Genomic DNA, 24,885 nt, shown 5'->3' on the forward strand with positions numbered 1-24,885 from the left:
TTCTGTCACAGTAATGTCATAGTTCCCCTAAGATTATTGCTGTGATATGATAAACATTATACATTTATTCACTTAATAACGGTCATAGTTCCCCTAAGATTATTGCTGTGATATGATCATAGATGTTCGAGTAGAAACAACGGATACGTCATAGTTCCCCTAAGATTATTGCTGTGATATGATTCTGAATTAAAAGACATCTGTCGCCAAAACGTCATAGTTCCCCTAAGATTATTGCTGTGATATGATACACTTCTTTTTTATTCATGTTCCGATTCCGTCATAGTTCCCCTAAGATTATTGCTGTGATATGATTAAGTAAATCCTGTGGCAATCGTGTAGATAGTCATAGTTCCCCTAAGATTATTGCTGTGATATGATTAATTCGTGTGGCTTTACCCAACTTGATCAGTCATAGTTCCCCTAAGATTATTGCTGTGATATGATTTTGGCTGCTCACCTTGGGTCACTGAATATGTCATAGTTCCCCTAAGATTATTGCTGTGATATGATCTAAAGATGTTCTTGCAAGTGCATTTATTGGTCATAGTTCCCCTAAGATTATTGCTGTGATATGATCAATTTAAGGATAGTGAAACCTTCACAAAAGTCATAGTTCCCCTAAGATTATTGCTGTGATATGATATTTTGACGATTTTATATATCACAAATCCTGTCATAGTTCCCCTAAGATTATTGCTGTGATATGATCAGAAGTGACCATGGAAAATGATCGTGAAAGTCATAGTTCCCCTAAGATTATTGCTGTGATATGATTCCGTTTACCACAGTTACTCTTACCGGATAGTCATAGTTCCCCTAAGATTATTGCTGTGATATGATTCTCTTTTCGTGTTAAACTGTGTATACTGAGTCATAGTTCCCCTAAGATTATTGCTGTGATATGATAAAAATCGTTGGTTTTTTCCCGCCAAAAAAGTCATAGTTCCCCTAAGATTATTGCTGTGATATGATCAAATCCCTGTCATGATGTGTCTCACAATTGTCATAGTTCCCCTAAGATTATTGCTGTGATATGATTCAAAGCACATCAAATGATTATATCTTAAAGTCATAGTTCCCCTAAGATTATTGCTGTGATATGATAAAACAAAATAAAATTCACACAGAATGGACGTCATAGTTCCCCTAAGATTATTGCTGTGATATGATACGTGATCGAAAAAGCCTGTAATCTCAAGGACTACAGGCTTTTTTCATTCGAAAAAAATAAGGAGTAAAGGTCAATAATTGGGTAAATGTATTTCTTTTTTTAAAAAAGTGTAAGCTGTGTTGAAGCCAATACTTTTTCTTTTTGAGTAGGTCCTCCTAATAGTAATTGCATTTTTGCATATTGTTTTTCTGTTATCATCATTGCCCGTATAGATCCTTGATGAGGTAGGTTTCTTTTCAATCTTGCCAAGTGTTTGTCGGCTGCTTCATGTCCGTTGCAAATGCGGCTGTACACGGAATACTGTAACATGTCGTATCCTTCATTTAACAAAAATGTACGAAAGCGTCTATATTCACGCTTCTCCCTATTCGTAACAACTGGTAAATCAAAAAACACGAGCAATCTCATGAATTTACTCATACACGTGTAATTGAATAGGGAGCAGTTCAGGAAGTTTTAAAAATGAAGGATTTTGACTTTTACTGGCCGTGACAAAGCTTTTGGCCATTTCTTCCACAGCATTGACTACCGTAAGTTTTTCGTTATTTATTAATATATCCGCATTTGCTAAATTATATAAGTCTGCTCTAATTTCCGGAGAAAATTCGTCATCAATATTGATTTTTTGTGCAACATATAGATCGACAAGAGGACGCAGAACTTCCATAAAATCATCTGCAAGGTTAAACTTATTTAAATCATTATCATGGTAAATCCCTAAGCAGGGAAAGAAACCGTAATTGACCAGCGATCTTGCGACGATTCCCCGCATGATCGCATATCCGTAATTTAATGCAGTATTGATCGTATTATCGCTTCTGCGGGTAAATTGATCGCCAAATAAGTAGTGAAAATACTTTTTGGCTCCATATGCTTCGCGGTTATTCATATCTCCTGAATCGACGGTCTTACTGATGCGGTACAGTTCTTCTGCTCCCTCTTTGTTTAGCAATTCTAGGCATTTTCCTTGGTTGACCAATTTTTGAATAACGATTTGTTGCCATATGCGTTTTTTGAATGGTTTGGAATAAGCGTACTGCATATGCAACACGCTTAACTGTCTAGAATGTTTTTGAAACGGTTGTAATACCCCGTTCGGCAGGCGTTTTTTGTCACATGTAATTAAAGCAATGTTGTATTCAGCCATTTTACTTAATGCGACGGATGTAATAGTTACCGCAGGTTCTTCAATCATAATCGAGCATATATCCTCTAACGGAATCGCCACTTTTTCTTCTTGCTCAATCACTAACTGATTGTAACGAATCGACAGTTTTCCCTTTCTTCTGATTAGTAGGTGCCGCCAACCCAACCCTCTTTTCCCCTTTCACCTTATGGATGTTTCCAAGTACATCCACTTGATATTTCTCGAATCGTTTGAGGGTTTTTGAACCGACGCCTCTTAAAGAAAAATTTCTATCGTGGCTGATTAATTCTAATCCTCCAGTTGCGGAATCTATTGTTTTATAGTAAGCGAAAATGTCTTTGATGATTATTTCCTCGTTGGTCGAGGTTTTGATCGTTTTTTCTCTTGGAAGTACGATTCTTACTAGATCGTTTGGAAAAAGACTAAACTGAAATGTGTACTCTTCGGTCATTTCTTTCCATTCGGAATAAGGTTTATTTGCTTCAATAGCCTTGTTGGGAAGAGTGCCTTTCATAATATCCATTGTATAAACTGGGACGCAGTAATATTTTCCGTCTTTTTCAAATACATCCGTACGAACGATGTTGCTGTTGTAGGCAACCGTTTTGCTTCCATTTAGATGAACGACTTTGTTTTTCGTATCAATAATTTTCACGGTTCGAATTACCGGACCAGGCTCCCCGTTCTTCTTTGGCTTATACAATGGTTCTTGAAATGCTTTTTTCGGATCGTTGTTGTGTTCAAGAAGCCGCTGACGAATTGCCTCGTAAGTGCGTGGATCGCTTTCCTTTTGATACATAGGGAAATGGCCATCTTTATCGAGCTTAATATCAGATAATTTTGTTTTGACAGCTGTCTGAATCTTGCCGCTCTGTTCATCAATACCCACACATCTACGTAACGTTTCCTGGTGAGCTGCTCCAGTTACACTTCTTTTTGGCATTCGTGATACAAAAACCGGACGCAACGATTCGAGTTTCTTTCTATCATAATTTCCAAGTGCAAAAGCTTCTATACTTTCTTGCGGAAATTTTGATAGTCTCGCTTTTAATTCATCAGCAAAATGCGGCCAAGGTTGCGGGAAGATAGGCTCTTTTTTCTTTGCGCTCTCCTTATTTTGTTCTCTAGCTTTATAAAATTCCGTTATTTTTTTAATCATCCCTTGAGTAGCGCAAGCAACGATAACAGCATCAACAGCATGGTGCAAATCCGACTCTTCACGATTTTTGTTAAAGTCCCAGCGGCTGCGCAGGTGCGCTGTAATTTTCCCATTTATTGTATATACTTTTTGTCCACCATCCCCATCAGCAAACTTTAAATGCTCTTTAATAAAGTTGGCAAAAAATTTAGAGATGTATCTTGTATCATTTAAATTTCGCTCTTTGAACTCTTTTTCTTCCGTTTCTTCATATCGTAGACGTAGCAAATTTTGTTTCTTCCTTTTAGAAAATTGGTTATTGGTCAAAACAAACGTTTCAAATTTAATCCACCGTTCTGATCCTAGCCCCAAATACTCAACAGGGGTGTGATTTCCTTTTTCACGATTTTCTTTTGTTAGAACAAGCACTTTATTAGCGTAACTGTCATCTAAACTTCGGCTGTATGGTAAAATATGATCAACTTCAACATAGCCCGGTTCTAACAAACGCTCAAGTTCAATGGGGTTAAGTGAATACATACTTCTTCCTTGCTGTTCGCTCCAAAGTTTAAATTTGACAATATCTAAACCAGTCGGATTTTTTGTTAATTCGTATTCTATAAGTTGTTTAATTGCTGTTTCGTTTTTCTTTCGATTTTCCGTTTGATCTTTTTGTATCTTTTTTCTCTCATCGAACGAATGAGACAAATCTCTGGCCAGTTCAATATGAATCGACACAGGTGAACCATATTTTTTAATGATCGCATTAACAACTTTACGTGATTGTGTCAAAGCTCTCATTACGACAGGGTTTGCAATGTTTGGAATAACAGGTAATAATAAAGCCTTTTCTTTTTTCTTAGGTCCAGTGAAATTGTATCCTGCTAATTCACATGCTTTTGAATAAATTTCCCCTTGTTCCATGTAAGGCAGTATGTTTCGAATTGCTTTCATGGAAAGGTGAGCAAATTTTGAAAAAGATAAATTAAGAAGTTCATCAATTAGCGACTTATCATATACTTTATTAGCAAGATTGCTCACTCTTTTCCCATTTTTTGTTATATATTCGTTTTGTAAGTATGCAACAATATCTTCGTCATCTTTAAAGATTGTGAGCGCATAACCAAATGTATCAATATCGGTTTCGTTAAACATCCGTATGCCATCTTTCCCGTAAACATTCTCAATACATTTACGAATTTTATGATAAGAATCCAGCTCTAAAAAACGAATGTTTTCAATTTGCTTTAAAGAACTCTTCGGATCGTAAAGAAGTCCTTTAAAATGTATATCGTCAGATAGATTCAGCAACTTACGGATATCATAGTAAGTCATTTTATTTTTCGAAAAGGCCTGTTTATACAAAAGGTTGCGCTCTATTTCTGTCAAAGCTCTTGTTTCGTCTGGAGAAACTAAACGCAATTTGTTGATATGTTCCCAAACAATAAAAGATTGGAATGTATACGTTGCTTTTGGAGCACGCTTTTCTTTTGGTTCAAATGTACAAAATCCCACTTTCTTTTCAATATCCTCTTTAGAAGCAAAAGGTCTTTGCGACGACCATATGTTTAAATACTTTTCCTCCAATCTTTCAGTGCAAACAGGATTGTTAAATTCCCGCTGTTTTTCAAAAATGAGTTTGATTTCCCGTTCAAGGTCATCTCTAGCAATCATATTTGAATAACTATCCAACTTGTTGCGTTTATGATAAGCAAATTTGCTGTCTTTCACAATCATTTCACCTACTGAGCGATATTGTGCCAAAATGCTCTGATTTTCTTCTATATTTTTAAGAAATTCACTGCTTTCTTTACTGTTGCGCTCACTTTTTCGATTGGATTTAAATCCTCTTCGTTTCGCTAAGTGCAGGAGCACGCGTGCAAGTTCATCATTATTTAGTTTTCGTTCCAATGCATCGACGCGTAACTGCCATACATCTATTTGCTTTTTTTGTTTAAATAGTAAATTCATCTCTTCTTTTGTTAAAACGTTTTCGCTAACGAGCAGGCGGCGAATGCGCTCGAGCCGATGTTTTCTACGGCGAAGGCGCCGTCTTGCAGAACGGGCAATACGGCGAGGGAGCGCTAATGATTCCCCATTTTGAGGGTGCTCAGCTTTATCGAAAATACGAACTCCTAAATCTTCAATTCTTTTCAGGTCAAGGTTAATCACTGCCCAGCCGACGGATGCGATCCCAATGTCTAGACCCATTTTATAATTCATAGAAATTCCCTCTCCCTTTAAAATGATGAAATAAAAAAGACCTCAGCACTTTCGCTAAGGTCTAGGTTTGCATAGAAATTAAAATGGGGAGTGCCCTTTAAGGGCAATAGGCGATCCCCAACGCCGCGGGACATCTCTACCCCTAAAGTAGAAAGCCCTTATCATAGTAACCCTAAGATCATTGCTGTGATATGATCTTAATTTCATAGTAAATCATTTAATTGGAAAATTCAATAATAAAGTTTAAATTTTTCTATTTTTATGGGTTATTAGTTCTATATAAGTTGAATTAAAGATTTACAACTGAACACACAAACGATCGATCGTTTGTTCTGGTTTCTGGTTGATTCGCTGAATAAAGGCTTGGACATTCTTTCTAATTTCTTGCACACTCGAATAGAACACGTTGTAAATCACGTCTGATTTCAGCCATTTCCATAGCCCTTCAATCAAGTTCAATTGCGGACTGTATGGTGGCAAAAAGACGAGCTCTAACCGATCTTCGTGTTCTTTTAAAAATGGCTGAATGAGTTTGGCATGGTGAATTCGAGCGTTATCTAAAATCATCACTATTTTGCCTGTGGGATAGCGTTCTAACACAAGTTGAAGAAATCGAAGAAATGTTTCCGCGTCATAGCATTCTTCTTCGATGCAAAACACTTCCCCTGTTTCGTAGTTCAACGTGCCAATCAGCTTCAGCCCTTGATGTTTTCCAAACGTCGGAATGATTCGTTGTTTTCCTTTGACAAACCATGTTTTTTGAATCGCTTGGTAATCACGAATCATCGACTCATCTTGAAAGAGGACATGGGCGATGTTCCCATCTACCAGTTTTTTTTTACTTCAGGGAAGGTGATTTCGACGAATTCTTTTTGTTTCTCTTCATCGGCATTGGCTAGTGTATAGGTCGGTTTCGTATAGCTTAGCCCTAACCGATGCAGAATGTCACTTGTTCCGCGAAGCGTGTATGTTGGCCCCCACTTTTGTTGAATGAGTTCAGCGATTATCGCAAGCGTCCAATTATATTTTGCTTCGAATCCCACATCTACGGGGAGCTGATGTTCAATGATCAAAGCCAGCTCTTTTTCCTGCTCAGGGGTCAATCGACGTGGGGCGCCAGGTGAGTATTTCATCTCCAGTCCATCAAGACCGCGCTGGGCGTAGGCATGAATATAGTTATAAATAGTTTTCTTGGATCGACCAATAATCGTTGCGATTTCTCCTTTGGTATATCCCTGCAAATGAAGATAAATCGCTTGGTAGCGTTCATATGCTCGTTTACTTTTTGCTTCTTTCATGGCAGTGGACAACTTTTCGATCTCGTCTTTGTGATTTGGCATCATATTTTCTCTCCGTTCCCCTATTTTCTCTTTGTATTTATTCGCCGTGGAACGGGAGAAAACCTTTATTTCAATTTATATAGTTTCGGTTTCCTAGATATTTTTTTGAATCTTACCTGTTTCTCGAAATTTTAATATCATATCATTCAAAAAATTTAAGAGTTCCGTATTTCTTTTTCTTACCGCCATAACATAACTACTTTCGGCACATTCTCTTTTTCATTCTGGAGGTAGATAGCTCCATTAAATAAGTATGTTTTAGAGAAATCTGTTTTTTTACTGTATATTCCTGGAACAACATTGACATCTCCACACTTTAAGGCAATAATCACATCTCAAAGGTTAGAATTATATTCCATTGATAACATTTACATTGGAGTTTTTTTTACATTTTGTCAGCAACACAGGAGAATCCCAACTTAAAAAATTTATTTTTTTGTAAAGAATGTTAAATTTTAAATCTTATGTCTTTTCAAACGAATTTTTAAGTAAAATGTGAGATAGGTAGGGCTTACTTGGGGGGCAAAATGATGAAAAAGTTTACAACAGAAGAGAACAGCTGGGTTTTCTATGATTGGGCAAGCTCTGCTTATTCTCTTATCATTACGACAGCTGTCTTTCCTTTATATTATAAAGCGGCTGCCCAAAATGCCGGGGTCAGCGCTGCTGATTCTACGGCTTACTTAGGCTATACCATCTCCATTTTCACCTTTATTTTAGCCATGTTAGGGCCTATTTTAGGGACCATTGCCGATTATCAAGGATTGAAGAAACGGTTTTTTGCGTTCTTTTTTGCCCTAGGTGTATCCTTTACGGCTTTATTGGCTTTTATCCCAAGTGATCAATGGCTTATCTTGTTAATCATTTATACCATGTCTGCCATCGGATCGAACGGGGCCACTGTGTTTTATGATGCTTTTCTTGTCGACGTAACCACAGATAAACGCATGAATCGTGTATCTGCTCGCGGCTTTAGCTTTGGCTATATCGGCAGCACAATCCCGTTTATCGTAAGCATCGCGATCATTATTTTAGCTCAAAGTAAAATAATTCCGCTTTCCACCGCATCTGCAAGCAAAATAGCCTTCCTTATGACCGCCATCTGGTGGGGATTATTCACCATACCGATGTTTCGAAACGTCCGGCAGCGCTTTTATATTCAACGTGAAGCGAATCCCATTGCAGAGAGCTTTAAACGGCTTCTGAAAACACTAAAAGAAATCAAAAAGTACCGCACTCTGTTTTTATTCTTACTCGCGTATTTTTTCTATATTGACGGTGTCGGTACCGTCATTACGATGTCCACAGCGTATGGAACGGATTTAGGCATCCGTTCTTCCGATCTGTTAGTGATTTTGTTTGTCACCCAAGTCGTTGCTGCTCCGTTTGCCATTCTGTTCGGGAGATTGGCCGAAAAATTCACAGAGAAAAAGATGCTTTATGCAGGCATTTTCGTCTATATCATCGTTTGCATCTATGCCTACTTCTTAAAAACAACGTTGGACTTCTGGATATTAGCGATGCTTGTTGCGAGCTCTCAAGGAGGCATTCAATCGTTAAGTCGCTCATATTTTGCGAAGCTTGTTCCCAAAAAGAACGCCAATGAATTTTTCGGATTTTATAACATCTTCGGAAAGTTTGCTTCTATTTTAGGTCCATTATTAGTCAGTTTCACAGCACAGCTCACAGGAAACACCAATGCAGGTGTGTTTAGCCTTGTTATTCTCTTCATCATTGGCATGATCATTCTTGCCCGCGTTCCTGATACCAATGTTTCCAATTGAAGAAACCAAGAAGCACGTAAGTAAAACTACGACGATTAAGATGAGATTATATTCATTCCTTCATACCGCTGAATAAAAGTTCCATTATATATCTTTCGTTTTTAAAATCCCTCAACTTCTATATTACATTTCAAGTAAATCCTCTTTTTCCTTCCTTTATTGGCTGTCATATGTACTAACTATATTTATAGTAGTTCAACTTGATAGATTTTAGTTGGAACGCAAAAAAGCGCCATAAACGTTATGCAAATGGAACCAACCTCCACCATGGTATTCAAAAAAACCAATAGGAGATATGGATCAAAATCAAATTTTTAGGCATTTTGATTGATTGACATTTTTTGCATAATATTTCTGTTGATAGTAATTTTTTAGAATGTTATGGTAAAAAAAGGAAAACATTACTAGCGAATATTCCCGATAAAAATTAAAGGAGATGAAATCATAGCCACTGCAAAAAAAACTCCTACGAAACAAAACGTTACGCAAATCTGATTCCTATGAAAGAGATTCAATCTGTACAAGATCAGTTGTTTCCTTTTACTATTTATAACACTTTGCGAAAAAAAAAAACACCGGTAAGATATGACCCCATTCGAGAATGTTGGGATGTATTTCGATACGAAGATGTTCTTTTCATCTTAAAAAATCCAACATTATTTTCATCTAATCGTGGGATCGGCGACAAAAGAAACAGTATATTGATAATGGATCCTCCCAAACATACAAAAATGAGAAATCTTATTAATAAAACGTTTACTCCCAAAGCTGTCAACGAGCTCTCTCAACGAATTCAGGACGTTACAACCTCCCTGTTGGACCAAGCAAAGGAAAAAGAAACATTGGAAATGATTCATGATTTTGCCGCTCCGCTTCCCGTCATTATCATTGCGGAATTATTGGGAGTTCCGGCAAAAGATAGGGAACTTTTTAAAAACTATTCTGATATTCTTGTGTCTGGAGCCGAGGATGATTCGAACGAGGCCTTCAATATGATGATGAAAAGAAGACGTGAAGGAGCCAAGTTTCTGAATGACTATTTTAAAGAAATCATACAGGAGCGACAAAGAAGCCCAAAAGATGATTTAATTTCTTTATTATTGGCAGCAGAAGTGGACGGAGAAAGACTAAAGGAAGAAGAGTTGCTCGGATTCTGTATTTTATTATTAGTCGCGGGTAATGAAACGACAACGAATCTCATTGTGAATGCTGTTCGATATATGGTAGAAGATACAAATACTCAAGAAACAGTCCGAAAAAAATCTTTCTTTGGTTCCCAACTTAATTGAAGAAACTCTTCGATTCTATCCTCCAATCCAAGCAATTGGACGTACTGCGACGGCAGATGTCGAAATTGGAGGCCATACGATTCGCAAGGGATCTCAAGTGATTAGCTGGGTAGCGGCAGCTAATCGGGATGAGCAAAAGTTTGAACAACCGGATCGTTTTATGCTGGAACGCCACCCAAATCCACATTTAGGTTTTGGATATGGCATCCATTTTTGTTTAGGCGCTCCTTTAGCTCGACTGGAAGCAAAAGTTGCTCTTTCAGTATTATTAACCACTTTCTCTAAACTAGAACTAGCAAAACATACAGAACTTGAACCCATTCAAAGTCCATTTGTATTTGGCGTGAAAAGCTTCCCAATACAATTTAGTCTCTAATTTTATAGCATTTTTTATCCAGTTGTGAATCAACTTAAAAGGCCCTCTCATAAGCCGGTTTAACCGACTTATGAGAGGGCCCCATTTTCATTCCTCTCTACATTTTTTCTCATTAAGAGGATTACTTTTGAATTAACCCCTCCTCCTTTAAAAATTGTTCAGCCACGTCATCATAATCTTTCTTTTTCAAATCGACTTCTGCATTTAACTGCTGCATTTTTTCATTTGTGATCTTTCCTGCAAGTAAATTAATCACTTTTTCCAATTCCGGATGTTTTTTCAGCACTTCTTCGCGTATAACCGGTGCTGCATTATAAGGAGGAAATTGATGCTTATCGTCTTTTAGCACATATAAATGGAAAGCTGGTATGCGTCCGTCTGTTGTATAGGCATCAATCACATCTACTTTATGATTTTTTAATGCACTATACATAATTCCCGGATCCATCGTCGACGTTTTCTTAAAATGAATTCCATATTTCTTTTGTAAACCAGGATATCCATCTTTTCGTTCTAAAAATTCAGGATCGGAAGCAAGAGTTAATTGGGGTGCTTTTTTCGCAAGATCCGAAATGGTTTTTACATTCCATTTTTTCGCATCCTCATTGCGAATGGTAAGTGAATACGTATTATTAAATCCAATTGGTTTTAACCAGATTAAATGATACTTTTTCTCATACTGTTGTTTTACATGATGATAGACTTCATTTGGATCTGTTGTATGGATTTTTTCTTTTAGGATGTTCATCAAACCAGTTCCAGTGTATTCAACAGCTAAATCATAATCGCCCTTTCGCATTCCTTCAAATACCGGCACCGTTCCGCTAAGAAAAGATTGGTACTGAACATGTAGTTTCGTACGATCTTCAATTAATTTACCATATATATGGACTAAAATTTCTTGTTCTGTGAAGCTTTTCCCCGTAATGACAATCGTATTTTCTCTCTGTTTTGATTGATAAATTCCATATCCTGAAATGCCTGCTATCGCAAGGATTATAGCGGAAAGTAAAGAAATCTGAACACTTCTGGGCCATTTTTTTCTTCTTGTTCCCGGTTTCGCCCAATTTTCAATTCGCTTCAAAATTTGGTCAAAAACAATCGCAAGAATAGCTGAAGGAATGGCACCTGCCAAAATAAGGGCTGAATTATAGGTTTGCAGTCCTCTAAAGATGAAATCGCCTAATCCACCAGCACCAATTAAACCGGCCATCGTTGCCACTCCGATAACCAATACGGACGCTGTACGGATTCCTCCCATAATGACATTCAGTGCTAACGGCAATTCCACGATCCATAATACTTGTCTATTGGTCATTCCCATACCAATACCAGCTTCAACGGTGCTGCGATCTACACCTAATATTCCTAAATACGTATTGCGAAGAATGGGAAGAAGCCCATATATCGTTAATGCCACAATGGCGGGCAGCTTTCCCGTTCCAATAAAAGGAACTAAAAATACTAACAAAGCTAGACTTGGTATGGTTTGAACGGCTGAAGCTATGCCAATAATGGGATCTGCTAATTTCTTGTGTCTCGTTAAATAAATCCCAAGCGGTACCGCTATGACAATGGCAATCGCAATCGCCACAAACGACAAATAGATATGCTCAAACAACAGTTTTCCAATCTCATTCCATTTATTCGAAAATACATTGACTGTTTCTTTCCATAGATTATAAATGTAAATCACTCTCCTTTATCCATCGCCAATTGACTGACAACATAACTGACAATGCTTGAGCGATTTATGATCCCTTTCACTTTATTTTTTTCATCTAAAACAGGCACAAATCCCGTTTTGGATTCGTTCACCATTTGCAGTGCTTTTTCTGGAGAATCGCTGGTTTTCAAAGTAGGAAAGTCCTTCTGAACGATATCAATAAGATGCAATTGTTCATCTTTATAAGCTTTTCTCATATCCCAAATATTCACGACGCCGTAATATTGATTGTATCGATCGACTATCACCAAATGGTCTACCCGTTTGTTGCGCATATATTTTAACGCTTCCGCTAATCCTCTTGTCGGATAAGCTGTAATGGGCGGAATCATCAATTCTTCTAAATCAGGTATATTAGAGGCATCTTGCAAACGTTCCTCTCCAATAAATTGGCGGACAAATTCATTGGCAGGGTGGCGTAAAATGACCTCCGGCCGATCTAATTGAACAATTTCTCCATCTTTCATGAGACAGATGCGATCCCCGATTTTGATCGCTTCATCCATGTCGTGAGTCACAAAGACAATCGTTTTTTTTAATTCTTGCTGAAGTCTGGTCAGCTCCTCTTGCAATTGTTCACGACTGATTGGATCGAGGGCGCTGAACGGTTCATCCATTAAAATCACTTCAGGATCGGCAGCCAATGCCCGTATTACACCAATTCTTTGTTGCTGCCCGCCCGATAATTCATCCGGATAACGGTCCCCCACTTCCTTAGGATCTAAACCAACCATTTCAATTAATTCATCCACTTTTTTCATGTAGCGTTTTTCGTCCCATTTTTTTAGCTTTGGAACGAGAGCTACATTTTCGCGAATGGTCATATGCGGCATTAATCCGATTTGCTGAATGACATAGCCAATATTTCTCCTCAGCTTCACCGGATTTTTCTTTGCAATGTTTTCGCCATTGATGAAAATCTCACCGCTTGTAGGCTCAATCAAACGATTCATCATTTTCATCGTCGTCGTTTTCCCGCCGCCGCTAGGACCAATCAACACAAACAATTCGTGGTCATGAACGGTCAAGTTAAGGTTTTTAATGGCGACAAAACCGTCCTCATACTTCTTTGTCACATTCTTAAATACAATCAACAACAACACCTCCCCTTTTTCTATACCCTTCTAACAGGTAGATTAAACGACAAATTTTTTGCTGTTCCCCCATTCACGAAAACCAGTTGCTATTATTTTTCGACATTCGTATGGTCCGCATGTATGAAATTGTCATGAATCTTTTTCGAAAGAGCGCCTATTTCAAATTTTTGATCAAATCAACATCATCGAGATTGGAATTGGAGTGGTCTGAATGACAAGGGCACTTGCAATGAATAGGGGAACCTATTTAAGACAATGAAGAATCATCACAGCGGACTTTCTTGATCGGGATTAAAAAACAAAACAGTAATAGCACCACCAGTCGCCATTTGCGGCCATTCTCCCGCTTTCATTCACTGTCCATTGTCATTTGCTTGTGGTCTGCCCATTCTTCCACCTATTTTTTGCATTTGTATGCTTCTCTTGAAGAATTGGTGCTGAGCTTGATTGATGAGCATCGAGGGAAGAAATGCAAATAGGCGCCTGTCCTTTGTTGGGACAGACTCTTTAATGATGATCGATTGTCTATTTCCAAACTTCTTATTTCAAATGCAAACATTAACCCTGATTATTCAGATTCCGAAACTACCGTAAATCTTTCATTGATATGTTGCGGATTTTCAATTTCATCTACAAGCGCAATGGCAAAATCAGCATAACTTACATAACTTTTTCCTTTGGAATTGAAAATCAAATGATCTTTTCCTTTTTGATAGCTGCCTGTTCTTTTCCCTTCATAGTCAAATTCAGCAGCCGGGCTGATAAACGTCCATTTAATAGAATCCGTTTGCTGCAAAATTTCCAAACTTTTCGCTGCGTTTTCAGCAGTAGGATAAATAAAGTCCGGGAAATCAGGAGTTTTGTATAATGGAGTGGTTTTTTCTTCATCTACATATAAGCTGCCTGCGCCGCCGATCACTATTAATCTTGTATTCGGAGCGTTTTTCAAAACTTCAATCAAAGCGTTGGTTGCATCAATATAAAGATGTTCTTGTCCAATGGGTGCAGCAAATGCATTGACAACGACATCATATGCTTTCAAATCGTCTGTAGTAAGATCAAAAAGATCTTTTTCAATGATTTTCACATTTTCTTTTACTTTCGATGCATTTCTAACAATGGCTGTCACATCATGGCCTCGATTTAAAGCTTCTTTCAAAATAAGGTTCCCTGCTTTTCCAGCTGACCCAATAATACCAATTTTCATTATATTTTCTCCTTTCAAGTCGTTTTTTTGTTTTTCTTTATTCCAACGATGAAGGTCAAACTTTAGATGTAAACAATTTGGATACAACTTAATTAAAAAAATTAGCATGAATCAGCGCTAATTTTTTTCCCCAGTTCTTCCGTTAATTCCTTTAAAGTGGTTCGTGCCAGTTCTTTTTCCATGGCTAATTGGGCTTTCCTTACATGGGAACGAAAAACCGATTCCACATGCGCTCCGACTTCACAATTCGGATTAGGATGTTCGTGAAAATGAAACAGTTCATTCTGTTCTACTACCTCAACAGCATGATAAACATCCAGCAACGTAATGTCATCGACATCCTTTAAAAGATAAGTGCCACCCACACCGGGCCGCACATCAATCAATCCCGCTTTTTTTAATTTCGATTGGATTTTTCGGATGAAAGCTGGATTTGTATTCACACTGCCCGCAATTTCTTCAGAAGTAAGCATAGGATACCGATGCACCAACAACAAGATGTGCACCGCCACTGAAAACCGGCTGCTGATTCTCTTCATGATTGTCCCTCCATCGTCGTTGTAACCATTATAAATACAACATGTCGATTGTGTCAATTAATTGGTTTATTCATATAAAGATAAATTTTTCATTATGAACAATAAACATTTCCAAAAAAGCCCCTTCACTTTGATTCCGTACTTCACACTAAAAAATACCATCTATATAAGTTGAATTAAAGATTTACAACTGAACACACAAACGATCGATCGTTTGTTCTGGTTTCTGGTTGATTCGCTGAATAAAGGCTTGGACATTCTTTCTAATTTCTTGCACACTCGAATAGAACACGTTGTAAATCACGTCTGATTTCAGCCATTTCCATAGCCCTTCAATCAAGTTCAATTGCGGACTGTATGGTGGCAAAAAGACGAGCTCTAACCGATCTTCGTGTTCTTTTAAAAATGGCTGAATGAGTTTGGCATGGTGAATTCGAGCGTTATCTAAAATCATCACTATTTTGCCTGTGGGATAGCGTTCTAACACAAGTTGAAGAAATCGAAGAAATGTTTCCGCGTCATAGCATTCTTCTTCGATGCAAAACACTTCCCCTGTTTCGTAGTTCAACGTGCCAATCAGCTTCAGCCCTTGATGTTTTCCAAACGTCGGAATGATTCGTTGTTTTCCTTTGACAAACCATGTTTTTTGAATCGCTTGGTAATCACGAATCATCGACTCATCTTGAAAGAGGACATGGGCGATGTTCCCATCTACCAGTTTTTTTTTACTTCAGGGAAGGTGATTTCGACGAATTCTTTTTGTTTCTCTTCATCGGCATTGGCTAGTGTATAGGTCGGTTTCGTATAGCTTAGCCCTAACCGATGCAGAATGTCACTTGTTCCGCGAAGCGTGTATGTTGGCCCCCACTTTTGTTGAATGAGTTCAGCGATTATCGCAAGCGTCCAATTATATTTTGCTTCGAATCCCACATCTACGGGGAGCTGATGTTCAATGATCAAAGCCAGCTCTTTTTCCTGCTCAGGGGTCAATCGACGTGGGGCGCCAGGTGAGTATTTCATCTCCAGTCCATCAAGACCGCGCTGGGCGTAGGCATGAATATAGTTATAAATAGTTTTCTTGGATCGACCAATAATCGTTGCGATTTCTCCTTTGGTATATCCCTGCAAATGAAGATAAATCGCTTGGTAGCGTTCATATGCTCGTTTACTTTTTGCTTCTTTCATGGCAGTGGACAACTTTTCGATCTCGTCTTTGTGATTTGGCATCATATTTTCTCTCCGTTCCCCTATTTTCTCTTTGTATTTATTCGCCGTGGAACGGGAGAAAACCTTTATTTCAATTTATATAAATGAGAAAAGAATGCGGATCACATTTTATAAAAAACGCTACCTTTTGGACAATATCAACACAAAGGAAAGCGCCAGAATCGTTGGGGCCATAACGGTCTGACAGTTCGCCATTCCGTTTGGTCTCAAAACAGCGCCCCCTATCCTGTCAAGGCTGACAATCTACGATCGATAATAGTATTAAAAGTTGCTTTTTCCATTTTTTGAAATTCGTAGTTTCTGTGCAAAAATGAAGATTGCTGACTATTTTCGTCAACAATCTCGTCAATGCTGAAAGATGGAATATACTTTTGTTTTAACATAGATCAAATGTATAATCATTACAATACTGTAACTATTTGTAGGATAGGGATCCTAAAATGAGCAAAAAGAGATAATACTATAGCGATGCCATAATTGCCCTTATACTTGTCGCAATCCTTTGTCTAGTCATTTTATCAATACCGGTTTCAATCTTTTTCTTTGTTTTGAAATTTTTAAATTCCCTTCCTGAAGTGAACATTGAAAATGGAAGGTTCATAGAAAATTTATGGTTCACCCTGAATTTTATCGGTTATGTGACCGCTTTTTTTCTCGTTGCAGAACTATTGTCTAAAAACTTAAATGAAATTAAAAATAAGTTCTTATCTACAGTTGTTAAATATGCTTTCACATTCACTTTATGTTGGTTATTTGCCACTATTTACACAAAGTTCTCCGATAAGTTGTCAGCTAGCAATCTAGGCGTCTTGTACATAGCCATATTCTTATTCGTACTTGGGATAATAGTGGAAATACTATACTTCTTTGTTTACCAGTTACCTAATAAAAAAAGTAATTTAAAAATTTAGAGCACTTTTAATATAGATCATATTGAATGAATGAAATGCTCTATGTCAATCCGTTGGGGTGAACTATCGAGCGCCCTCTTTTTTGTAGTTGACTGGATGACATAAAGCTTTTCAAGGTGCAGCTTCGGGCTGTCGGGCTGAATAAATCAGCTTTTATTTTTGATAAAGCCGTATTAAATGATCTTGTGGATTTTTACAAACAAAATCACAGCCATCAACGCTTACGGCGAATAATAAAACCATTATCAACCTTATCAAAACCAACTTTTGGATAATAATCCATTGCACTTGGTGCCGATAACAGGATAAGGGCGACCTCTTCACCGATAATTTCCCTTATCCTCTCTATGAGTTCCTTGCCAATCCCTCTTTTTTGATAATCTTGATCGACAGCCAAGTCAGAGAGGTAGCAACAATAACTGAAATCCGTTAATGCGCGGGCTATTCCAACCAATCTATTATGGTCCCAAGCCGTCAGAATAAGATTGGCATGATCCAACATCTTCTGAATCCGCTCTTTTTGACCAATCGGGCGAGTAATGCCACTATTCCTAAATACTTGTATAACGTCTTCCGCTTTTACCGGTTCATTGTATTTATAAACTATTTCCATTTAAATATACCCCCTTAGACAGCATTATACGAAATATTCAAGCAGTTAGAATCACGCCGATTTTTCATTATACCTTTCTTTTGTTGTATTATTTTCTTCAAGCTGCGATCAATACTGATTGCAAAATCCTTTTCTTGCCCACTAGTTACATCGTTAAGTCACCTATTAACCCCTTCTTCTGTCATCAATTGACTTCTGTCGACTAAACCAATCAAGGTACTTGAAAAAACGAAAGGAAGCATCCATTGCTAAAACGGCAAATGATGCTTCCTTTCATATACGGTTTTTTCGGTTACGCCGGATTTGCTTGTTTTTTTTCCTCTAATGCAAGCGTCCGCGCAGTATATGCATGAATTTCATGAATAAGTTCTGGGTTTTGCAATAGTGACACGCCGTAAGAAGGAATCATTTCTTTTATTTTCGGTTCCCACGCATTTAGATGTTGCGGGAAGCATCTTTTGATAACCTCAAGCATGACGTGAACGGCAGTAGAAGCACCCGGAGAAGCACCGAGCAATGCAGCGACCGAACCATCAGCGGCGCTAACAACTTCTGTACCAAATTGAAGCGTTCCTTTGCCGCCGGTCTCCGTATCTTTGATTACTTGTACACGTTGACCCGCTACTACAATATCCCAATCTTCGCTTTTAGCGTTCGGGACAAACTCTCGCAACTCTTGAATACGCTTTTCTTTCGATAACATAAGTTGTTGGATCAGGTATTTTACCAATGACATATTTTTGATGCCTGACGCCAACATCGTTACGAGATTATGCGGTTTTACGGAAGCAAATAAATCCAGATTTGAACCGGTTTTTAAGAATTTTGGCGAAAAGCCGGCAAACGGTCCAAAGAGCAATGATTTTTTGTTGTCGATAAATCGTGTATCAAGATGCGGAACAGACATTGGAGGAGCACCAATTGCAGCTTTGCCGTATACTTTTGCATGATGCTGCGCTACAACCTCCGGATTGTTACATACCAGGAATAATCCGCTTACCGGAAATCCTCCAATATGTTTACTTTCAGGAATGCCGGTTTTTTGCAGTAAAGGCAGACTTCCGCCGCCGGCGCCGATAAAGAGGAATTTTGCAGTATGGAGTTCGACAGTACCGCTATCGAGATTTTTTACTTTCAATTCCCATAATCCGTCGCTGGTACGTTTAATATCTTGGACTTTATGTTTGTAGTGGATATCGACGCCTTGATTCTTTAAGTGGTCAAACAACATGCGCGTTAATGCGCCAAAGTTGACGTCAGTTCCGGATTCGATTCTTGTTGCCGCTATCGGTTTATTGATTGTCCGGTCTTTCATCATAAGTGGAATCCATTCCTTCAGTTTTCCCGGATCATCGGAAAATTCCATCCCTTGAAACAGAGGATTGTCGGACAATGCTTCAAAACGTTTTTTCAAAAACTGTACGTTTTGTTCCCCTTGTACGAAACTGATATGGGGCAATGGCCGGATGAAGTCCTGAGGATTACGTATCAGATTGTTTTTTACAAGATAAGACCAAAATTGTTTTGAAACCTGAAACTGCTCATTAATTCTGATAGCCTTGCTGATATCTATGGATCCATCCGGTTTTTCGACAGTGTAGTTCAACTCGCACAATGCAGAATGTCCTGTTCCCGCATTATTCCATTCGTTAGAGCTTTCCTCACCTGCCTTGTCGAGCTTCTCAAAAACTGTAATTTCCCAATCCGGTGCCAATTCTTTCAGCAGCGTTCCCAACGTCGCACTCATGATGCCGGCACCAATTAAGATAACGTCTGTTGTAGTATGTCTGTTACTCATATTTAAAGTCCCGTCCTTATACCCTAAGATTTACAGAAAAGATGTATGCGCTCACAACAAGCCATAGAGCAACCTTGTCACACATCTTTTCTGGATCAAATATAACCAATTATAGTGTATCACTATTATCAAAAGATTAAAATATTTATTTACAATTATATGATTAGTTATATCCTATTTAAAAGCTGGTAAATTTCAATGGTGAAATACTGTTGCAGTTAAGAAGTAATAAGCAAGACCCCGGGAAACACAAAAACCAAGGCTTTAAATCAGCTTTTTTATAGGTTGAGTTGTGGTGCGCTTTTACCATTGAACCGCCATTCTTGTAGTTCCTTAATTGCGCTGTACTAGTTTATTTTGCACATGAAAAATGATCTCTTTTCCGGCAGCAGATTTTTCGATATCAATTTATAAATCTTTCGAACGATTTGTAGCTTTTCGAGGAGAACAAGGAACTGCCCTTTCGCAATCCGATGCGATTAAAACCTTATTTAGAGTGTTTCTTGTATTCTTCCAACGAGATGTTCTTTTTTCGTCACGTTTTGTACCCGCTTTCATAAATAAGCATTATCGCCGAAAAAGCTACGTGGCATCCACTTTAACACCGTACGCCACAAAGGAACATGCTGCTTGCCGTATATTGAAACCAACGTCTTCTTGGTCCGTCCGATATGTTTTTTGAAGCAGCAATTCCATCAATATAATATTTCTTCTATTTCATATCTTTATAGCTGCGCCATCAACATCTTTGTAAATTATGAATCCGTTTTAATCCAGCCTTTATTGGGGTTGACAGAGTTTTTCTTCTAACAGGTGCAAAGAAAAAAATCGCTTATTTTCCAAAAATATTTTACCATCAACCCCGTCCATTGGAAACCGAACCGTACAAAGCGGTTCAATCATCAGTTCATCATTTTCCAATTTATTGCATTCCTATTAGGAGAACTGATCCTTCTCGAGCATCAGGGTCTGAAAAAATAACCGCAATCCGTATTGTCGCGGGGATAATATCCAAAGAATTCCATTGAAGAATCAGCATATATTCATAAAAATCAATGCTCCCTTTTATTGATTCTTTCTCTCTTGTAACCAAATAAACAATTAACATCTAGAAGGACATAAATAATAAACCCCGTTATCTAATTGCATTTCATTCAAAAAAACCACCTTCTTGCTTGTTTAGCAGATACCAAATGAATATCGTCAGGATCGGGATGGATATTAGAGAAAAAAAGTTCCAACTATTGCTGGCAAAAACAGAGGGAAACAATAAAAATACGACCGGTATTGCTTAAAGTCACTCCAAAAACTAAGATAATTGAAACATACCCAGTCAGCAGCAATCCTTTTTATTTCGATCGTCATTTATTAAGGAGAAAACACTCTTCATAATTAGATAGATAAAACAGGAATGCTCTTTTTATATATTAATACATTTAAATTAAAATTAATTTAATTCAGAACATTTTTATGAATTTTTTTATATAGGAACATTCATACTGCAACGAAAGTGGAGAATAAAATGTACAATTTCACAATAAGAAGACATTTCACCAAGCCGATCGCAATCTTGCTGATCTAAAAAGGAAATAAATGCTTCCAATTAAAAAAATAGGCAGGCACTCTCTTTCAAATGTTTTGATTTATGGGCAGGCATTTCCAAACATGCCATTGTGAGCAATTTTTTTGCCTATCTGCATTTTTATATTATAATAATTATTAAATAATAATAGATGAAAGAGGTGTTCCCCATGTCCATTTATCAATTTGAAGTAGAGAATGCATACGGTGATAAAGTTTCTTTAGAAGAATTTAAAGGAAAAGTGCTCTTAGTAGTGAATACGGCTAGTAAATGCCGCTTTACATACCAATTTGAGGAATTGCAAAAGCTGTATGAAAAATATCAAAAGAAAGGTTTCGAAATACTGGGATTTCCATGCAACCAGTTTGATCAACAAGAGCCTGGAACAAGCGACCAAGCGGCTTCTTTTTGCCAATTAAAATACGGCGTCACGTTTCCAATGTTTGCAAAAATCGATGTAAACGGAAAAGACGCTCATCCTTTGTTCCATTATTTAAAACAAGAGGCGCCGTTCCAAGGATTTGATGAATCGAATATGACAGAAAAGCTATTAAAAATAAAATTGGCAAATGACTATCCTGAATGGCTGGTCGGCGATGATATTAAATGGAATTTCACCAAATATTTAATTAACAAAAACGGTCAAGTCGTGGATAGATATGAACCATGGGAAGAACCGGTTGATTTCGAGCAAGACGTTCAGAAATTATTAGAAGAGTAAAGGGAACATAAGACAGCAAAACCCTATCATTAACCCGTGGTGCTAGATAAAACTCAGACAAGCATAAAAATAGCCCTTGCTGGCGGATCTCCAGTAGAATGAAAGTGTCACCCAACATTCGAAAGGAGAGATCCCCCATGCAAGAGCACTTTCATTTTACTACAGATCCAGCCAAACTTCAAAAACAATATGCCGCTATTTTCTGTTTTGTTTCTGCCCAACTGTCGTTGATTCAAATGTATCTTCATCGCCGCAACCGTCACTTGGTCAAGCAAGAAGACGAAGTGGTCATGGCGGTTCACCTTTTGGGGAAGCTGCTGGGCTTTTCTTCCGAACGAGCCTGGCATCGTTTTGTCACGGGAAATTTGTTCACAAACGGCTCGTTTCTTGAACGCTCCCGATACAACCGCCGCTGCCGGGCGCTTGGTTTCGCCATCAAATGGATCCGTCATGAGCTGGCGAAACGTGGCCAACACCATGCTTATGCGGTCGTCGACAGCTTGCCTCTTCCGTTGTGCCATCCCGCAAGAATGCAGCGCGTCAAGCGGTTTCGAGGGATCGCGGATATGGGGTATTGTGCTTCCAAAAAGCAATGGTACTACGGTTTCAAGCTGCATCTTCAAGTGACCAATCAAGGGCTGGCCATGGGCTATGTCGTGACGGAAGCGTCCTGCCACGACGTCAAAGCCGCTGAAACGGTGATGACTCAAATCCCTCATCCCTACAACTTTGGGGACAAAGGGTACATCAGCCACGCTCTTCGAGAAAAGCTGTACGAAGAACACCAAGCCGCGTTCTGGACACCGTCTCGACACAATCAAAAGCACGGCCCATCCAAGGCATGGGAAGAATGGATCAGGAAAAAACGCAAAGTCATCGAGACGGTGTTTTCGATTCTCGTAGACCAATACCGGATCACCGACATTCGAGCGAATTCCATGGCCGGGTTTGAAGTGGCACTCGATGGCATCTTGTTGGCTTATTCCTTGGTCACACTAGGGCTGGTTGAGCGCTGACACTCAACTAGCACCACGGGTTATCATTAAATAAGTGCTTTTCATGCATAAAATGGAAAACCTTTGATTTTACAGATAAAAAAATACGAAAAAATACGAATGGGCTAGTTGTATAATCAAATGCAACAAGCATAAAAAATGAAAAACCATAGATAAACCACGTATGATTAAGTCGACTAAAACAATATCGATACGGAGGATTTATCTATGGCAATTACTAATTCTACCATAGGAGCTCGGCATTTCAAACACTTAACGGCTTATGACCGTGGGAAAATTGCGGCCTTACACGCTGCTGGTAAGACTCAACAGGAGATTGCAGATTATGTTGGTTGTCACAAAAGCACCATCTCCCGTGAGTTAAGAAGAGGTACAGTGCCACAAAGAAAAAGCAACGGGAAAATTGTTCATGTCTATTTTCCAGACACAGGTCAACTTCTCTATGAGAGAAACAGGAAAGCCTGTGGCCGCAAGCTAAAACTAGACGATGCCATCGAGTTTATTAAGTATGCCGAAACTCAGATCCTTGATAAGAAATGGTCTCCTGATGCGGTATGTGGGAGAGCCAAACGTGATGGGAAATTCAAAGACAAAATGGTTTGCACCAAGACCCTTTATAACTATATTGATCTAGGACTTATAGGCGTTAAAAACATTGACCTACCTATGAAAATTACCCTGAACACCAAGAAAAAACGTAACCGGAAGAATAAGAAGATCTTAGGACGCAGTATCGATGAGCGACCAATTGAAGTCAATGAACGCCAAGAGTTTGGTCACTGGGAAATTGATACGGTTATAGGCAAGAAGACTAAAGATCAGGCCTTATTGACTCTTACTGAGCGCAAAACCCGTAAAGAAATAATTTTGAGAGTGACAGCCAAGGATAGTCTATCCGTTTCAGAAGTCATATCTCAGTTGAAAGTGTCTTATGGTAATCGGTTCTCTAAAGTGTTTAAAACCATTACGGCTGATAACGGTTCTGAATTTGCTGACCTCGGCCTTAGTGTTGAAAAAGATCTAACAGAGGTTTATTTTACACACCCTTACACATCCTGTGAACGAGGAACCAACGAGCGTCATAATGGCCTTATTAGGCGCTTCATACCAAAGGGGAGACCCATTTCCTCTGTGGCAGACGAAACCATTACCTATGTTGAAAATTGGTGTAACCATCTTCCAAGGAAGATCCTCAATTATCGTACACCTGAGGAGTGTTTCCAAATAGAGTTAGCTGGCTTAGCTTCTTAACCTTAAGCCAGCTAACCCAAAGGGTTGGTTTTTAGCAACTTGACAAAGAGCCTCTGCGGGCATGGCTACCAGCCATGAAGCCAGGTATACGGTACTGGCTGGGCCAACCAGGCTACCATGCCCACCACTCCACGTCAAGTCGCGCAGAGTGTCCCGATTCTACTTAATCATGGGTTATCTGGTCTTTCAATACTTGTTGCATTTAATATTGCAATTTAAGGAAAAATACGAATGCAAAAAAATAGGATAAAAAGTATTGACTATTTTTTATGCATCCAATAAAATAATACATGTCAGTTAAACGAATACTGATTGTCGATTCCGTAGCTCAGCTGGGAGAGCGCCACCTTGACAGGGTGGAGGTCGCTGGTTCGAGACCAGTCGGAATCATTGAACGAGCGTCAAGCCGTGACTTTCAATGGTTTGACGCTTTTTTGTTTACGTTGACATAAGCGCAGACTCGTCCGAAAGGTTTCACCCTACTTAACCCGGTATGTTGCACGCTTCGAAAAGGAGCGTGTTTTTTCATGCGAAACAATGAACGAACATGTCGTGAGGAAAACCGCGATCAACCTAGACGATCTTTCCGAAACGTTCTTTGCAATCAAAAAGGCGGAAGATCAAGCGCCTAACACTCTAAAAAAATACCGCGACAACTATTCGTGTTTTACCGAGTATTTAGATAAATGCGGAATTCCACGATCAATTAACGAAATTACTCGTGAT

The 24,885-nt window shown here is 38.6% G+C and carries 15 protein-coding genes, 1 tRNA gene, 1 pseudogene and 1 CRISPR repeat array (1 of these 18 only partly in view); of the genes and pseudogenes, 6 read left to right on the plus strand and 11 right to left on the minus strand.

Translation table 11 applies throughout. The features are described 5' to 3' along the window. Positions 1 to 1,173: a CRISPR direct-repeat array (repeat unit 36 nt; unit sequence GTCATAGTTCCCCTAAGATTATTGCTGTGATATGAT) (it extends 578 nt beyond the left edge of the window). Between the two features lie 100 nt (positions 1,174 to 1,273). From cas2 to N1I86_RS03725, 4 genes are all read right to left on the minus strand, one after another. Beyond that, complete coding sequence (gene cas2, locus N1I86_RS03710; protein WP_341095025.1) at positions 1,274 to 1,594, minus strand: CRISPR-associated endonuclease Cas2; 321 nt, start codon at positions 1,592 to 1,594, stop codon at positions 1,274 to 1,276. Next, complete coding sequence (gene cas1, locus N1I86_RS03715) at positions 1,587 to 2,486, minus strand: type II CRISPR-associated endonuclease Cas1 (RefSeq protein WP_341095027.1); 900 nt, start codon at positions 2,484 to 2,486, stop codon at positions 1,587 to 1,589. Before cas1 ends, cas2 begins: the two co-directional genes overlap by 8 nt. Continuing rightward, complete coding sequence (gene cas9 / locus N1I86_RS03720; protein ID WP_341095030.1) at positions 2,416 to 5,682, minus strand: type II CRISPR RNA-guided endonuclease Cas9; 3,267 nt, start codon at positions 5,680 to 5,682, stop codon at positions 2,416 to 2,418. Before cas9 ends, cas1 begins: the two co-directional genes overlap by 71 nt. A gap of 297 nt (positions 5,683 to 5,979) precedes the next feature. After that, positions 5,980 to 7,025, minus strand: a protein-coding gene (locus tag N1I86_RS03725) for an IS630-like element ISBs2 family transposase (RefSeq protein ID WP_076611651.1) whose coding sequence is annotated in 2 segments (ribosomal slippage) — positions 5,980 to 6,519 and positions 6,522 to 7,025 — 1,044 coding nt in all. Because the reading frame shifts where the segments join, the coding sequence is not laid out codon by codon here. Between the two features lie 524 nt (positions 7,026 to 7,549). On the opposite strand from N1I86_RS03725, the gene N1I86_RS03730 reads away from it, so the two are divergent. Beyond that, positions 7,550 to 8,806, plus strand: coding sequence for an MFS transporter (locus tag N1I86_RS03730; RefSeq protein WP_341095032.1), 1,257 nt, complete (start codon positions 7,550 to 7,552; stop codon positions 8,804 to 8,806). Between the two features lie 500 nt (positions 8,807 to 9,306). Further along, a pseudogene (locus N1I86_RS03735) lies at positions 9,307 to 10,471 on the plus strand (cytochrome P450). A 121-nt stretch (positions 10,472 to 10,592) separates the two neighbouring features. On the opposite strand, the gene N1I86_RS03740 reads toward N1I86_RS03735, so the two are convergent. The 7 genes from N1I86_RS03740 to N1I86_RS03770 all read right to left on the minus strand — a co-directional run bounded on the left by N1I86_RS03740 (position 10,593) and on the right by N1I86_RS03770 (position 19,589). Then, positions 10,593 to 12,167 carry a glycine betaine ABC transporter substrate-binding protein gene (locus N1I86_RS03740; protein WP_341095034.1) on the minus strand — a complete coding sequence of 525 codons (1,575 nt, stop codon included), beginning with the start codon at positions 12,165 to 12,167 and terminating at the stop codon, positions 10,593 to 10,595. Further along, complete coding sequence (locus N1I86_RS03745; protein WP_341095036.1) at positions 12,164 to 13,291, minus strand: ABC transporter ATP-binding protein; 1,128 nt, start codon at positions 13,289 to 13,291, stop codon at positions 12,164 to 12,166. The genes N1I86_RS03740 and N1I86_RS03745 overlap by 4 nt, the downstream gene beginning before the upstream one ends. A gap of 571 nt (positions 13,292 to 13,862) precedes the next feature. Continuing rightward, positions 13,863 to 14,501 carry an NAD(P)-dependent oxidoreductase gene (locus N1I86_RS03750; RefSeq protein ID WP_341095037.1) on the minus strand — a complete coding sequence of 213 codons (639 nt, stop codon included), beginning with the start codon at positions 14,499 to 14,501 and terminating at the stop codon, positions 13,863 to 13,865. 101 nt (positions 14,502 to 14,602) lie between these two features. After that, positions 14,603 to 15,040 (minus strand): Rrf2 family transcriptional regulator, encoded by a 438-nt coding sequence (locus N1I86_RS03755; RefSeq protein ID WP_048622943.1) that lies wholly within the window; start codon positions 15,038 to 15,040, stop codon positions 14,603 to 14,605. A gap of 184 nt (positions 15,041 to 15,224) precedes the next feature. After that, positions 15,225 to 16,270, minus strand: a protein-coding gene (locus N1I86_RS03760) for an IS630-like element ISBs2 family transposase (protein WP_076611651.1) whose coding sequence is annotated in 2 segments (ribosomal slippage) — positions 15,225 to 15,764 and positions 15,767 to 16,270 — 1,044 coding nt in all. Because the reading frame shifts where the segments join, the coding sequence is not laid out codon by codon here. 1,122 nt (positions 16,271 to 17,392) lie between these two features. After that, positions 17,393 to 17,791 carry a GNAT family N-acetyltransferase gene (locus tag N1I86_RS03765; protein ID WP_341095040.1) on the minus strand — a complete coding sequence of 133 codons (399 nt, stop codon included), beginning with the start codon at positions 17,789 to 17,791 and terminating at the stop codon, positions 17,393 to 17,395. Between the two features lie 292 nt (positions 17,792 to 18,083). Then, entirely contained in the window at positions 18,084 to 19,589 is a 1,506-nt protein-coding gene (locus N1I86_RS03770; protein WP_003353587.1) for a malate:quinone oxidoreductase, read from the minus strand. Positions 19,590 to 21,340: 1,751 nt separating this feature from the next. Between N1I86_RS03770 and N1I86_RS03775 the strand changes: the two genes are divergently transcribed. The 4 genes from N1I86_RS03775 to N1I86_RS03790 all read left to right on the plus strand — a co-directional run bounded on the left by N1I86_RS03775 (position 21,341) and on the right by N1I86_RS03790 (position 24,549). Continuing rightward, positions 21,341 to 21,892: a glutathione peroxidase gene (locus N1I86_RS03775; protein WP_270583589.1), complete on the plus strand. Its 552-nt coding sequence runs from the start codon at positions 21,341 to 21,343 to the stop codon at positions 21,890 to 21,892. Positions 21,893 to 22,029: 137 nt separating this feature from the next. Beyond that, complete coding sequence (locus tag N1I86_RS03780) at positions 22,030 to 22,908, plus strand: IS982-like element ISGsp1 family transposase (protein WP_004439648.1); 879 nt, start codon at positions 22,030 to 22,032, stop codon at positions 22,906 to 22,908. A 207-nt stretch (positions 22,909 to 23,115) separates the two neighbouring features. Next, positions 23,116 to 24,159, plus strand: a complete 1,044-nt coding sequence (locus N1I86_RS03785; protein WP_048622401.1) for an IS30 family transposase — start codon at positions 23,116 to 23,118, stop codon at positions 24,157 to 24,159. A 317-nt stretch (positions 24,160 to 24,476) separates the two neighbouring features. Continuing rightward, positions 24,477 to 24,549 (plus strand) — tRNA-Val (locus N1I86_RS03790). Positions 24,550 to 24,885 lie beyond the last annotated feature (336 nt).

The organism is Bacillus sp. FSL W8-0116, assembly GCF_038003825.1.
Lineage (GTDB): Bacteria > Bacillota > Bacilli > Bacillales > DSM-4216 > Bacillus_O > Bacillus_O smithii.